Here is a 13,151-nt window from a genome sequence, read left to right as displayed (position 1 = left end):
CCGGGCGCGCCGAACTGCTTACAGCGCCTTGAGTTCCTCGGTGACCTCGGAGACCATCTTCTTCGCGTCGCCGAACAGCATGGAGGTCTGGTCGGCGGTGAACAGCGGGTTGTCGATGCCGGCGTAGCCGGAGGACATCGAGCGCTTGAGCACGATGACCGACTTGGACTGGTCGACGTTGAGGATGGGCATGCCGTAGATCGGGCTGGACGAATCCTGCCGGGCGGCGGGGTTGGTGACGTCGTTGGCACCGATGACGATGGTGACGTCGGTGCGGGAGAACTCGCCGTTGATGTCGTCCATCTCCTTGAGCGCCTCGTAGGGCACCTCGGCCTCGGCGAGCAGGACGTTCATGTGCCCGGGCATCCGGCCGGCGACCGGGTGGATGGCGTACTTGACCTCCACCCCCTTGTCCTCGAGCATTGCCGCCATCTCCTTGACCGCGTGCTGCGCCTGCGCCACGGCCAGGCCGTAGCCGGGCACCACGATGACCTGGTTGGCGTAGGCCATCTGGATCGCCGCGTCCGAGGCGGAGGTGGCCTTGACGGTGCCGCCCGCCCCGGCCGGGCCGGCGCCGGCGCCGCCGTCGCCGCCGAACGAGCCGAACACGATCGCCGGGATCGACCGGTTCATCGCCTTGGCCATCAGGTTGGTCAGGATCGAACCCGACGCGCCGACGATCATGCCGGCGACGATCATCGCCTGGTTGTTCAGCGCCAGACCCGCGGCCGCCGCGGACAGACCGGTCAGGGCGTTGAGCAGCGAGATCACCACCGGCATGTCGGCGCCGCCGATCGGCAGCACCACGAACAGGCCCATCAGCCCGGCCACGACCAGCAGCCCGACGATCCACACCGCGGAGGTGGGCTCGCCCGCGGGGTCGGCGCGCAGGCCGATGTACACGGCGATCGCGATCGAGGCCAGCGCGAGCACGATGTTGGCCAGCTGGAAGGCCTTGGCCGCGCCGACGAGGCGGCGTTCGAGGTTCTTGTTCAGCAGCTCCTGCAGCTTGGCGAACGCCACCAGCGAGCCCCAGAACGAGACCGAGCCGACGATCGCGGCGAACAGCGAGCCGACCACCACGTGCACCGTGGGCTCCTCGTCGAGGGTGGTGAACCCGTCCGAGTCGAGGAACTCCGCCCACGCGATCAGCGCGACGGTGCCGCCGCCGACACCGTTGAACAGCGCCACCAGCTGCGGCATCGCGGTCATCTTGGTGCGCAGCGCCGGCGGCACACCCAGGACCACACCCACGGCCAGGCCGGCGACGATCCACAGCCAGTTGCCGGTCTCGCGGATGTCGATCAGCACGGCGACGACCGCGACGAACATGCCGGCCGCGGCGATGTAGTTGCCGCGCACCGCGGTCTTCGGGCCGGTCAGGCCCATCAGACCGTAGATGAACATCGCGAACGCGACGATGTACAGGACGGAGACGAGGTAGCTCATTTCGCGTCGGCTCCCTTCTGCTCCGCCGGGGCGGCCTGCACCGGCACCCGCTTCTTCGGCTTGAACATCCCCAGCATGCGGTCGGTGACGACGAACCCGCCGACGACGTTGAGCGTGCCGAACACCAGCGCCACGAACAAGATGACCTTGATGCTCCACGGCGCATCGGCCGGCAGATGCCCGAACACCACCAACGCACCGAGCACCACGATGCCGTGGATGGCGTTGGTGCCCGACATCAGCGGGGTGTGCAGCGTGTTGGGCACCTTCGAAATCACGGCGAAGCCCACGAACCCGGCCAGCACCAGGATCGCGATGTTCGCCAACAGTTCCGTATACATCTAGACGTTCTCCTTCGAGCGGGTCACGCACGCGCCGGCGAGGATCTCGTCGGAGAAGTCCGGGGCGAGCCCGCCGTTCTCGTCGAGCATCAGCTCGAGCAGGGCCACGACGTTCTTCGAATACAGCTGCGAGGCGTGCTCGGGCATGGTCGCGGGCAGGTTCAGCGGCGAGCAGATCGTCACCGCGTGCTTGACCACGGTCTGCCCCGGTTCGGTCAGCTCGCAGTTGCCGCCGGTCTCCCCGGCCAGATCCACCACCACCGAACCGGGCTTCATGCCCTCCACGGCGGCGGCGGTCACCAGCCGCGGCGCGGGCCGGCCCGGCACCAGCGCGGTGGTGATCACCACGTCGAAGCCCTTGATGGCCTCCTCGAGCGCCGCCTGCTGCTGCGCGCGTTCGTCCTCGGTGAGCTCGCGGGCGTACCCGCCCTCACCGGCCGCGGCGATCCCGAGATCGAGCCACTGCGCCCCGACCGAGCGGACCTGGTCGGCCACCTCCGGCCGCACGTCGTACCCGGTGGTGCGCCCACCGAGACGCTTGGCCGTGGCCAGCGCCTGCAGCCCGGCCACCCCGACACCGAGCACCAGCACCGTCGCCGGCTTGACCGTGCCCGCGGCGGTGGTGAGCATCGGGAAGAACCGGGTGGACTCCGACGCGGCGACCAGCACCGCCTTGTACCCGGCGACGTTCGCCTGCGACGACAGCGCATCCATCACCTGCGCGCGGGAGATCCGCGGGATCGACTCGACGGCGAACGCCTGCACCCCGGCCGCGGTGAGCGCCCCGATCTGGTTCTCGGCGTTACGGGGGGCGAGGAACCCGATCAGGGTCTGCCCCGACCGCAGCCGCGCGACCTCCGCGTCCGACGGCGGCGCCACCTTGAGCACCACGTCCGCCGACCACCCGTCCCCGATCCGCGCCCCGGCCTCGGCGTAGGCCTCGTCCGGGATCAGCGCACCGAGCCCGGCCCCGGACTCGACGACCACGTCGAGCCCCTTCTTGATCAACGACGGCACGATCATCGGCACCAGCGCGACCCGCCGCTCGCCGTCGTTGGTTTCCCGAACGACGCCGACGGTGGGTCGCGCTGTCACCGCACGTCCCGTACCCATATCCTCGGTTTCCAAAGTTTTCGACTCCTGCGTTGAATCGGCACCTCACCGCGATGAGCGGCGGGTCATGTGCGACGAGCGGCCGACTCGGGCCGTGCACTATGGGCGATGAGCCCAGTCAGACGTACCGCGCCCAGGTCGGGGGCGCAACCGTTCGGTTTCGTCTGAATCGAGTCCGAACAGTGAGTCGGTGCCAGAATGTGAGGTAGTTCACTTCACAATTCTGCCGTATCGGCCGTGAGGGAGGAGGCACGAGTCCATGGCACGTCGCAGTGTCGTCGTCGAGCGCGTCTACGACCATCCGGGCGACGAGGAGGCGTTCCGGGTGTTCGTCGACCGACTGTGGCCGCGCGGCCTGCGCAAGGACGCGTTCCACCACGACGACTGGGCCAAGGACCTGGCGCCGTCGACCGGACTGCGCAAGTGGTACTCGCACGACGCGTCGCAGTTCGCCGAGTTCCGCGACCGGTACCTGACCGAATTGGACGGCCCGGACGCGCGGGCCGCGCTGGCGCGCGTCGACGCCCTGGCCGACGGCCGGTCGATCGTCCTGCTCACCGCGACCCGGGACGTCGAGCACAGCGGCGCCGCCGTCCTCGCGGAACGGATGCGGGGTGCGCGATGAACGATGTGCCGGACGCCGGCGGCGACCCCGTCTGCTGGATGCATCGCGTCTGTCCCGACTGCGGTTTCTTCCTCGAGGAACCGGAGGCCCCGTGCCCGCGCTGCGGCGCCGTCCTCCTCCACGACGAGAAGGGGACCGACGAGTCCGGTCCCGGCCCCCTACCCTGAACCGATGACCATTCCCCCTCCGCGGATCCTCCGTCTGGCCCGGCGTGCACGACGGATCGCCGTGCTCACGGGCGCCGGGATGTCCGCCGAGAGCGGCGTGCCCACGTTCCGCGACGCACAGACCGGTCTGTGGGAACGCTTCGACCCGGCCGACCTGGCGACCCCGGAGGCATGGGAGCGCGACCGCGCGTCCGTGTGGGCCTGGTACCAGTGGCGCGTGGCCCTGGTCCGGCGAGTGCAGCCGAACGCCGGCCATCGGGCGCTGGCCGACTGGGGACAGGCCGTGGAACTGTCGATCGTCACCCAGAACGTCGACGACCTGCACGAGCGCGCCGGCAGTCCCGTGCTCTCGCACCTGCACGGCAGCCTGTTCTCGCCGCGGTGTGCCGACTGCGGCACGCCCGCCGATCCCCCGGAGGCCCCCACGGAGACGGTCGCCCGCCTCGACCCACCGGACTGCGGCGCGTGCGGCGGCGACGTGCGGCCCGGCGTCGTGTGGTTCGGCGAGCCGCTGCCGACCGGCCCCTGGGAGGCCGCCACCGCCTCCGTCCTCGCCGCCGACCTGGTGTTCGTGGTGGGCACGTCGGGGATCGTGTACCCCGCGGCCGGCCTGCCCTCGCTGGCTCGCCGGCACGGCATCCCCGTCGTGGAGGTCAACCCCGAGGAGACCGGCCTGTCCGATCAGATGGACGAGGTCTGGCGCACCGCCGCGGCAGTGGGCCTGCCGCAACTCGTCGCCGCAGTCGCCGCGGATCGGACGCCCCGCCTACAGTGAGCGGGTGAACTCCTGCGTGTTCTGCGCCATAGTCCGCGGCGACGGCCCGGCAGTGCGCGTGTACGAGGACGACGACGTGCTGGCCTTCCTCGACATCCGGCCCATCGCCCGGGGCCACACCCTGGTGGTGCCGCGGGTTCACGCACCCCGGCTCGACGATCTCGATCCCGGGCACGGCGCCGCATTGTTCCGCGCCGGGCAGCGCATCGCCCGCGGCATGCAACGCTCGGACCTCGCCGCGGACGGTGCCAACCTGGTGTTCAACGACGGTCGGTCCGCCTTCCAGACCGTCTTCCACGCGCATCTGCACGTGCTGCCGCGACGGCGCGGCGACAAGCTGCGCCTTGCGGCAGGACTGCTGCGGCGCCGACCCCACGACCCGGAGGCCACCGGCGCGGCGATCCGCGCCGGTCTGGCCCGTCTCGAAGCGGAGGACGCACTGTGACACACGGAAACACCCCGGCTCCCGGAAGCACTGCGCCGGATACGAAGGAGACGCCGGAGTTCCCGGTCGAACCGATCCGCACGCTGCTCCTCGAGCAGTTCGACGCCATCGACGGGCTGCTCGCCGACGTCCATGGGGACACCTGGTACACGCCCACCTCCCTGCCCGGCTGGACCGTCAAGGACATCACGGCGCACCTGATCGGAACCGAGTCGATGCTCGCCGGCGTCGAGACGCCGCACGTCGCGATCGACGTGCACGCCCTCGGCCACGTCCGCAACGAGATCGGCGCCTTCAACGAACGCTGGATCGAGTCCCTGCGCGGCACGCCGGGCGACGAGGTCCTGGCCCGCTACCGGGAGATCGTCGCCCGTCGCCGGGAGCAGCTCGCGGCCATGACCCAGGCGGACTTCGAGGCACCGGCGACGACCCCGGTCGGCCAGGCGACCTACGGCCGGTTCATGCGGATCCGCATCTTCGACTGCTGGATGCACGAACTCGACCTCCGAGACGCGCTCGGCGTCCCCGGCGACGAGGGCGGCGCGCGCGCCGAACTCGCGTCCGCGGAGATCTTCGGGGCCCTCGCATTCGCTGTCGGCAAGCTCGGCAAGGCTCCCGCCGGGTCACGGATCACGTTCGAGCTGAGCGGCCCGCTCGCCCGCACCGTTCACGTCGAGGTGGACGGCCGGGCCGCGGTCGTGCCGGCCCTGTCCGGTCCGGCGACGAGCACCGTCGCGATGGATTCGCGCCTGTTCGTGCGGCTCGCCGGCGGCCGTGTGCACGCGTTCGAACACCTCGACGAGATCGCCCTCGGCGGCGACACGACGGTCGGCCGGCGGATCGTGGACAACCTCGCCTTCGTGATCTGAGCGGCAGCTCCGTGCGGCTGTTCCTGTCGTCCTACCGGTTCGGCGCGGACCCCGGGTTGCTGCTCGGGGTCACCCGAGGCCCATGCCCGATCGCGGTGATCGCCAACGCGGCCGACGCGTGGCCTCCCCGGGCCCGCGACTCGGCGGTGGCGAGCGAGCTGGCGCCGTTGCGCGCACTGGGATACGAACCCGCCGAGGTGGACCTGCGGGACCACGTCGGCTCGCCCGAGTCGCTGCGAGCCGCGCTGTCGCGGTTCGGGGCGCTGTGGGTGCGCGGCGGCAACACGTTCGTGCTGCGCACGCGGCTCGCCCTGTGCGGCGGGGACGAGATCCTCACGGACCTGGTCCGTTCCGGCCGGACGGCCTACGCGGGGTACAGCGCGGGGGCCTGCCTGGTGACGCCGTCCCTGCGCGGTCTCGAATTCTCCGACGACCCCGGCGAGGCGGACGTCGTCTGCGGGGTTCCGGCCCGCTGGGACGGTCTGGGGTGGGTGGACTACGCGATCGTCCCGCACGCCGGGGACTCGGCCCTGGCCGACGCGGGCGTCGCACGGACGCTGGAATATCTCGCGCAGCAGCGGCTGCCGTTCCGGGCACTCGACGACGACGAGGTGATCGTCGTGGACGAGGCGTGAGTGGGCGTACCGGCGCGGTCGCTCACGGGCCGCTGCTCGCGTGGACGAACGGCGCGAACCGGTCGAGGGAGACCCAGGCCGTGCGGCACCGGCGGGCGGTGACCTCGTCGGCGCGGGCGAGCAGGATGTCGAGCAGTTCCCGGGGATTGTCCCGCCAGCGCAGCACGAGTTGCCGTTCCTCCTCGTCCGACAGCGCCGCGACCCGGCTCGCCGCCGCGGCCCAGTCCGCCACGTTCCCGTGGTGAAGGCTCTCCAGAGCCTGGTAATCGACCCGCCGCGAGAGGAATTCGTCGGACAGGGCGCGGACGAGTCGTGCGTCCGACAGCACGGATGCGGTCATACGGCACCTCCTTCGAACGACCGTTGACGTTAGTGACCTGCCACAACCACCCGATCGCACCGGCGGCACGATTCGGTAACAGAGTGACTGGTGCGACTGATGTGACTTCCGCTGTTAGCATTCCTACGGTGGAGACACTGACCGACCTGCTCACGAGCGGTGCGGCGCCCTGGTGGGCCGTACCGGTGGGACTCGCGGCCGGCGTCCTGCTCGGCGTCTTCGCCACCCGGATCGGCGCGCGACCGTCGCGGCGGGCCGCCACCGTCGCCGCGCCCCTGCGGGCGGCCGATCGCGCCTTGCAGGTCCGCTTCCTGCACGCCGCCGACAGTGTCTACAACCATCTGTTCGAGGCGGATCACTCGGCCCTCGCCGAGGCCGACCTCGCCGAAGCCCTGCAGTCCGACGACCTGCACCTGCGTTCCGTCGCCCGCGGCATCGTCGACCTCGACGCGATCGTCAACGAGATGCGGCTGTCCGCCCCCGAGCCGGTGCTCACCGCCGCGGTCGCCCTCTTCGGCTACCTCACCGCCGTCTCGAGCGACGGGACCGACGATCTCGACGAGTTCCGCGACCGCTACCTGGCGCGCAAGTCCGCGTTCGTCGACGCCGTCCGCGCGGCCCACCCCCCCGCCGGCCAGGTCCCCGCCTGACCCCGTCGCCGCCGTCGCCTGCATCGCGTCACCACCACGTCACCACTCGTACCGGCCCGCCCGCGACACAGGTCCACAACCAGAACATCGCATCCCACCCCGGGCCCATTACCGGCTCGGGCAGATCCCACTGCCCGCGTGCAGGCCGGTAGGGTCGATGGTGTGACCAACGACGAGCACCGCATCGAACATCACCCCGGCCAGTCCAGGTTCGCGTTGTACACCGGGGACACCCTCGCCGCGTTCGCCGACTACACCGACTCGGACGGGGTGCGCGACTTCGACCACACCGTCACCCAGCCCCAGTTCCGCGGCCACGGACTCGCCGCCGAGGTGGTCCGCCACGCTCTCGACACGACCCGCTCGGAGGGTCTGAAGATCGCGGCCTCGTGCTGGTACGTCGCGAAGTTCCTCGACGCGAACCCCGAATACCGCAACTGACCCGCAGCGGATCCCGGGACGCGGGTTCCCGGCGGCGTCGGGCTCGGGCACGGGCACGGGCACGGTCGGCGACGAACGGACGTCCTCGTCGGTGACACGCCATATCCGCCCCCGCGGAGCCGGTGCTGCGTAACATCGAGACGGTCTCGGTTCGAACCCTTCGGAGGCCGACATGGGTGGACTCGGAATCGATCTCGGCACTGCCAACACAGTCGTCGCCACCCCCGAAGACGGCGTCGTCTTCAACGAGCCGTCGTTCCTGCTGGTTCGCACGAAGGACCCGCATCGCGCACTCGCGATCGGTCAGGATGCGCGTGATCTGGTCGGTCGCACCCCCGTCGGCATCACCCCGGTTCGCCCGATGCGCGACGGCGTGATCGTGGATCTGGAGTCGGCCCGCACCTTCGTCACGGCCGTCGTCAAACGGGTTGCCCCGCACCGGTCCTACGGTCTGCGACCGAAGGGTGTGATCTCGGTTCCCGCAGGGGCCACGCCCCTCGAGCGTCGCGCGGTGCTCGAGGTCGGACACGAGGCCGGCCTTCGGAAGGTCGGTCTGGTGCCGGAGCCGGTCGCCGGCGCCCTCGGCTGCGGCATCAACCCGCTCGAGGCACGTGCCCACCTCGTCGTGGACATCGGCGGCGGCACTTCGGAAGTCACCGCGATCTGTTTCGGCGGCATCCTCTCCCATCGCAGTTGCCGACTCGCCGGAGACGAACTGACCAACGCGCTGTACCAGTACCTGCGCGCGGAGCACAAGATCGTCGTCGGCGAGCTCACCGCCGAGCGGGCGAAGGTGGCCACCCCCGGAACGCCCGACGGGCAGGCCCTCGTCGTGGAGGGACGCGATGCCGTCACCGGCCGCGCCCGGCTGGTCACGCTCGAGACCGAGGAGATCGTGGATGCGTTGCGACCCACGACGGCGGGAATCGTGCAGACCTTGACCGACTGCCTCGAGGACCTGCCCGCCCAGGCGATCGGCGACGTGATGTCGGAGGGGCTGCTCACCATCGGTGGCGGGGCGATGCTGCGCGGTCTGTCGCAGCTGCTCGAGGAGGCCTTCGGGTTCCCGGTGAAGACCGCGGAGCGTCCCCTCACCTGCGTCGCGGAAGGCGCCAAGGCCTGCTTGGAGCACCCCGAGGTGGTGGCGGCGTACAGCAGCTGATCACCGATTCGACTCCACGACCGGCGGTGACGGGAAGTACCACCGCAGGAGTCTCTCGACCACCGGCCCGGCGGTCGCCGACCCGAACCCGCCGCCGCGCACCAGCACCGACACCACGATCTCGGGCGCGTCCAGGGGCGCGACCGCGGAGAACCAGGCGTTCAGACCCTCCCCGGGTGCCGACGGATCCTCCGCCGTGCCGGTCTTGGCGCCCGCCTGCACCGGCAGATCGGCCAGCTGCCCGGCCGTACCGGCCGACGCCGACGCCCGCATCCCCGCTCGAACGGGGTCGAGCCGGTCGGCGAAGGGCAGCCGGCGCGGCTGCGCCGTGGGAATCGGGATGTTGTCCTCGGACCCGTACGCCGCCGCGAGCCGAGGGGTGACCATCGCACCGGTAGCGATGCCCGACGTCCACCGCGCCACCTGCAGCGGGGTCGCGCTGACGGTGCCCTGGCCGATGCCCATCAGCAGGGTGGAGCCCGGATACCAGGTGGCCCCGATCCGTGCCACCGACTCCGGCGTGCCGAGGAAACCTTCGGCCTCGCCCGGCAGGTCGATTCCCGATCGCTGCCCCACGCCGAGTTGCCCGGCGACCGCGGCGATCCGCTCGGGACCGAGGAGCTCGGCCAGGCGGTAGAAGTAGACGTTGTCGGACCACTGGATCGCCTGCAGCAGGTCGTGCGGCCCCATCGGCTGCCAGTTCCGGAAGGTGTGCCCGCCGTAGGTGTAGGCCGCGCCCGTGGCGATCACGGTCTCCGGTGCCAGAACCGGGTTCTCGGCGTTCGCGGCGGCGGTGACGATCTTGAACGTCGACCCGGGCGGTGCGGCGGTCTGGGCGACGTGGTTGACCATCGCCCCCGGTCCGGACGACTGAGCCTGCGCCGCGAGGGCGACGAGGTCGGCCGGCGGGCCGTAGGCGTTGTTGTCGAATCCGGGCACGCTGGCCATCGCCCGTACCGCTCCGGTGCGGGCGTCCATCACGATCGCGGCGCCCAGGTCGCCTCCGCTGGTGCGGACGGCCTCGGTCAACGCAGTGGTCGCCAGGTCCTGCAGACCGATGTCGAGGTGCAACCGCAGGTCGTGTCCCCGTATCGGGTCCACCCGCGTGCCGGGGGCGACCGGACGTCCCGTCGGATCGACGTACATGCACTGCTTGCCGTCGCTGCCGCGCAGCAACGCGTCGTACTGCTTCTCGAGTCCGGCCTTGCCGACCCGCGATCCGAGCGCGAGATGCGGCCAGCGTTGCATGTCCTGCTGGTCGGCGACCCCGACATGGCCGAGTACCGACGCGAGCGTCGCGCCGTGCGGGTACGTCCTGCGGCCGGACGGGGCGACGAGGATCCCGGGAAGTCGCGCATTCACGACCTGCCGAGCCTGTTCGGGCGCGACCCTGCCGACGAGGACCTGCGGTTCCCCTTCGGCACGTCCACCCATCACCTCGGCCAGTTCGTCCGGGGAGAGGCCGATCAGCGCAGCGAGTCGCGGGCGCGAGTCCGCATCGTGCTCGTCGAACACCTCGGGCAGGACGGCGACGGCGTACTCCGCGGCGTTCAGCGCGAGCGGCACACCGTTGCGGTCGACGATGAGACCGCGCTCGGCGGGCAGCCGGATACAGCGCATCATCTGCGCCTCGCCCGCGGTGCGCAGCTCCGCACCGCGGACGTGTTGCAGCTGCCAGGTGACCATCGACATCGCGACGAGCGACGCTGTCAGGCCGACGGCCCCTGCCGAGACCCCTCGCAGTCGACGGTGCCGTCGCGGGTCCGGACGCCACAGCGGCCGCGCGACGCCGTCCCTGCGCACCGCGAGTACCAGTCCGACTGCCACGAATGCGACGACCGCGGCAGTCCCCCCGTAGCTGAACAGGGGGATCGGCATGCCGGTGTGCGGGATCAGCGACAGACTCGCACCGATCGATACCAGGGCGTGGATCCCGAACGACGCGCCGATCCCCGCCGCGACCAGCGCCGCCTCACGGGTCCGGGCGGTGCGGGCGGCGAGGACGGCCCGCCATACGATCACCGTGGTGGCCACCACGACTGCCAGGCCGGCGAACAGTCCCCATCCGTACACGACGCTCGCGAAGGCGAGATCGTGTTCCGATTCCGGGAGATAGTCGGCTCTCACCTCGTAGAGGGGGTCTCGCGCCAGACCCCACCAGCCGCCGCTGCCGATGGCGATATCCGCCTGGAGCGCGGCCCACCCCGCCCCGCTCGGGTCGACGTTGCTCGACAGGAACACGTGCACGCGTTCGAGTTGGTAGGGGCGGAGGACGAGAACGGCGAGCGGCAGCGACGCGACTCCCACCGCGAACAACGGCAGCAGGGGCAGCAGCGGCACCCGGGCCAGGATGAGCATGACCATGACCGTCGCGACGAGCACCAGGGCAGTCGACAGGTCCGGTTGCAGCGCGACGAGCGCGATCGGTACCCCGGTGGCCGTCAGGGCCGCCACGAACCGGCCGAGGGTGAAGCCACCGGCCAGGATGCCGGCCGGGACCAGCACGACAGCGAGTTTGGCGAGTTCGGCGGGCTGGACGGTGAACACGCCGAAATCCAGCCAGCGCTGGGCGCCTTTCGTCGCGACCCCGGCGAGCGGTACCGCGGCCAACAGCACGGTCGCCACGGCGAGCACCGTCCACCCGAATGCTCGCAGGTCACTCGTCCGCAGGCGAGAGACGACGCGCATCAGGACGAGACCGGCCGCGGCGAACAGTGCGTGCCGAACGGCGTGCGACGTCATCCCGATCGCGGTCAGATTCAACAGGCCGAGCACGACCAGGACCACGGCCGCGGTTACGAGCCACGGATCGGATTCCCGCCGGCGTTCGGCCATGTCCCCTCCTCCGCCGCCTCAGCAGGTCGCGTTCTCGGCGGGCACCGACAGCGGCTCCGAGGCGGCTGTTGCCGGGGCGCTGGTCACCGCGGCGACAGCCAGCGCCCCACCGGGTGGCAGATCCGCCCAGCTGATTCCGTACACCTCCTCATCGCCCGGCTGGGCGGCCAGCGAGACCTCGGCGCTCGCGCCGACCGCGCCGGAACATCTGTCGTAGACGTTCAGCGCCCAGGTCACGGTGCCGACACGTGCCGCGGAGTCGAGGTGTACGTCGACGCGGACGGCGCACATGCGTCCGGGCGCGCACTCGCCGTTGGCGAAGGTGGCGGTGACCAGCCTGATCGGTCCCGCGCTTGCCGGCGCACCGACCTGGACCGGTCCGGGGGCCGTCGTGCCTGCGCTTGCTGCCGGCTCGTCTCGACCGCCCACGGGTTCGGGCGGCGGAGGCGAGACCGGCTCGATCCGGTTCGGCTCCGCCGTATCCACCGGGTTGAGGACGGCATCCCAGCCGCGGCGCAGCTCCGCCCACACCCGCGGTGCCGCCCACAGCGTCCCGACGAGAATCAGGAGTGCGACGAGACCGAGAACCCCCTGCCGTCGCGACGGCCGTCTCCGCCGGCGATGCCACCCACTGCCGGCCGGTGGATACCAGCCGGCCGGTGCGAGGGACGTTCCGGCCCCGCTGCCCGGGCCCCGCGGTGCAGCCGCCCGCGCCACCACCGGATCGTCCGGAACGCGGCGCCCCGCCACCACCGCGACGAGCGCGGCGAGCTGGCTCCGCACCCGGGACTCCTCGGCCGGGTCGCGGTCGGCTGCGACCACGCGACGAACCCGGTGCATCAGGTCCTCGAGATCTGTTGCTTCGCCGATCGATTCGCTCACCCGGTCGGCCCATTCCGGACAGCGGCAGCTCGTCACGATGCTGCCGAGCAGCCTCGCCACCGACTCGTCGGCTGCGTGCCCGTCCGTCGCGCTCCCGTTCCATGCGATCGTGAGCCGTCCGGTCTCGGACACCGTCACGGCGTCGTCCCGCAGCCGGCTCGGACCGCCGCGCTGACGGCGTTCGACCCGGCAGATCAGATCGTCGACGAGCAGTGCGGTCTGCGCTCGGGTCAGCGCGGCCACCGCGAGAAGACGCCGGAGCGTCACACCGTCGCCACGAGTCTCGTCGCCGAGGACGGACGGGTCCCATCGGGGTTCGACAGGCTCACGCCTTCTCCCCGGGAGCTCTGTCACCGCTTCGCTCATCGTGCACCCCGAACCGCTGCGCCGCCCGTACAGGTCGCAACCGGGACGGGCGACGG

General features: G+C 71.2%; 14 protein-coding genes. 8 read left to right on the top strand and 6 right to left on the bottom strand.

The window, feature by feature from the left end; genetic code table 11:
* Window positions 1–18 precede the first annotated feature (18 nt).
* Genes ACWPQI_RS08530 through ACWPQI_RS08520 form a run of 3 tightly spaced genes read right to left on the bottom strand, consistent with a single transcriptional unit; the run spans window position 19 to window position 2,903 of the window.
* Window positions 19–1,449: an NAD(P)(+) transhydrogenase (Re/Si-specific) subunit beta gene (locus ACWPQI_RS08530; protein WP_474738760.1), complete on the bottom strand. Its 1,431-nt coding sequence runs from the start codon at window positions 1,447–1,449 to the stop codon at window positions 19–21.
* Window positions 1,446–1,790, bottom strand: a complete 345-nt coding sequence (locus ACWPQI_RS08525) for an NAD(P) transhydrogenase subunit alpha part 2 (protein WP_474738759.1) — start codon at window positions 1,788–1,790, stop codon at window positions 1,446–1,448. The genes ACWPQI_RS08530 and ACWPQI_RS08525 overlap by 4 nt, the downstream gene beginning before the upstream one ends.
* Window positions 1,791–2,903 carry a Re/Si-specific NAD(P)(+) transhydrogenase subunit alpha gene (locus tag ACWPQI_RS08520; protein ID WP_010595830.1) on the bottom strand — a complete coding sequence of 371 codons (1,113 nt, stop codon included), beginning with the start codon at window positions 2,901–2,903 and terminating at the stop codon, window positions 1,791–1,793. It lies immediately after the preceding gene.
* 259 nt (window positions 2,904–3,162) lie between these two features.
* On the opposite strand from ACWPQI_RS08520, the gene ACWPQI_RS08515 reads away from it, so the two are divergent.
* The 5 genes from ACWPQI_RS08515 (at window position 3,163) to ACWPQI_RS08495 (ending at window position 6,419) form a co-directional block, all read left to right on the top strand.
* Window positions 3,163–3,528, top strand: coding sequence for a DUF488 domain-containing protein (locus ACWPQI_RS08515; RefSeq protein ID WP_017680382.1), 366 nt, complete (start codon window positions 3,163–3,165; stop codon window positions 3,526–3,528).
* A 171-nt stretch (window positions 3,529–3,699) separates the two neighbouring features.
* The gene (locus ACWPQI_RS08510; RefSeq protein WP_029540155.1) at window positions 3,700–4,470 is read left to right on the top strand and encodes an SIR2 family NAD-dependent protein deacylase; all 771 of its coding nucleotides are present in this window, start codon (window positions 3,700–3,702) and stop codon (window positions 4,468–4,470) included.
* A 4-nt stretch (window positions 4,471–4,474) separates the two neighbouring features.
* Entirely contained in the window at window positions 4,475–4,915 is a 441-nt protein-coding gene (locus tag ACWPQI_RS08505) for an HIT family protein (RefSeq protein WP_017680384.1), read from the top strand.
* A complete protein-coding gene (locus ACWPQI_RS08500; protein WP_010595825.1) occupies window positions 4,912–5,784 on the top strand; it encodes a maleylpyruvate isomerase family mycothiol-dependent enzyme in 873 nt (290 codons plus the stop codon). The genes ACWPQI_RS08505 and ACWPQI_RS08500 overlap by 4 nt, the downstream gene beginning before the upstream one ends.
* 11 nt (window positions 5,785–5,795) lie before the next feature.
* Window positions 5,796–6,419, top strand: coding sequence for a Type 1 glutamine amidotransferase-like domain-containing protein (locus ACWPQI_RS08495; RefSeq protein WP_040275862.1), 624 nt, complete (start codon window positions 5,796–5,798; stop codon window positions 6,417–6,419).
* A 22-nt stretch (window positions 6,420–6,441) separates the two neighbouring features.
* Here the strand turns inward: ACWPQI_RS08495 and ACWPQI_RS08490 are convergent, their stop codons facing one another.
* Complete coding sequence (locus ACWPQI_RS08490) at window positions 6,442–6,759, bottom strand: hypothetical protein (protein WP_010595823.1); 318 nt, start codon at window positions 6,757–6,759, stop codon at window positions 6,442–6,444.
* A gap of 128 nt (window positions 6,760–6,887) precedes the next feature.
* On the opposite strand from ACWPQI_RS08490, the gene ACWPQI_RS08485 reads away from it, so the two are divergent.
* The 3 genes from ACWPQI_RS08485 (at window position 6,888) to mreB (ending at window position 9,012) form a co-directional block, all read left to right on the top strand.
* A complete protein-coding gene (locus ACWPQI_RS08485) occupies window positions 6,888–7,409 on the top strand; it encodes a hypothetical protein (RefSeq protein WP_119699625.1) in 522 nt (173 codons plus the stop codon).
* 162 nt (window positions 7,410–7,571) lie between these two features.
* Complete coding sequence (locus ACWPQI_RS08480) at window positions 7,572–7,850, top strand: GNAT family N-acetyltransferase (RefSeq protein ID WP_010595821.1); 279 nt, start codon at window positions 7,572–7,574, stop codon at window positions 7,848–7,850.
* A 172-nt stretch (window positions 7,851–8,022) separates the two neighbouring features.
* Window positions 8,023–9,012 (top strand): rod shape-determining protein, encoded by a 990-nt coding sequence (mreB, locus tag ACWPQI_RS08475; RefSeq protein ID WP_017680388.1) that lies wholly within the window; start codon window positions 8,023–8,025, stop codon window positions 9,010–9,012.
* On the opposite strand, the gene ACWPQI_RS08470 is transcribed toward mreB, so the two are convergent.
* The gene (locus tag ACWPQI_RS08470; protein ID WP_301915123.1) at window positions 9,013–11,847 is read right to left on the bottom strand and encodes an FtsW/RodA/SpoVE family cell cycle protein; all 2,835 of its coding nucleotides are present in this window, start codon (window positions 11,845–11,847) and stop codon (window positions 9,013–9,015) included.
* Window positions 11,848–11,865: 18 nt separating this feature from the next.
* Window positions 11,866–12,996, bottom strand: coding sequence for a hypothetical protein (locus ACWPQI_RS08465; RefSeq protein ID WP_010595817.1), 1,131 nt, complete (start codon window positions 12,994–12,996; stop codon window positions 11,866–11,868).
* Window positions 12,997–13,151: the final 155 nt, after the last annotated feature.

The organism is Rhodococcus sp. LMD, from assembly GCF_056108245.1.
Note: the sequence above shows the minus strand (reverse complement) of the source record. Positions and strands in the feature narration are given on the sequence as shown.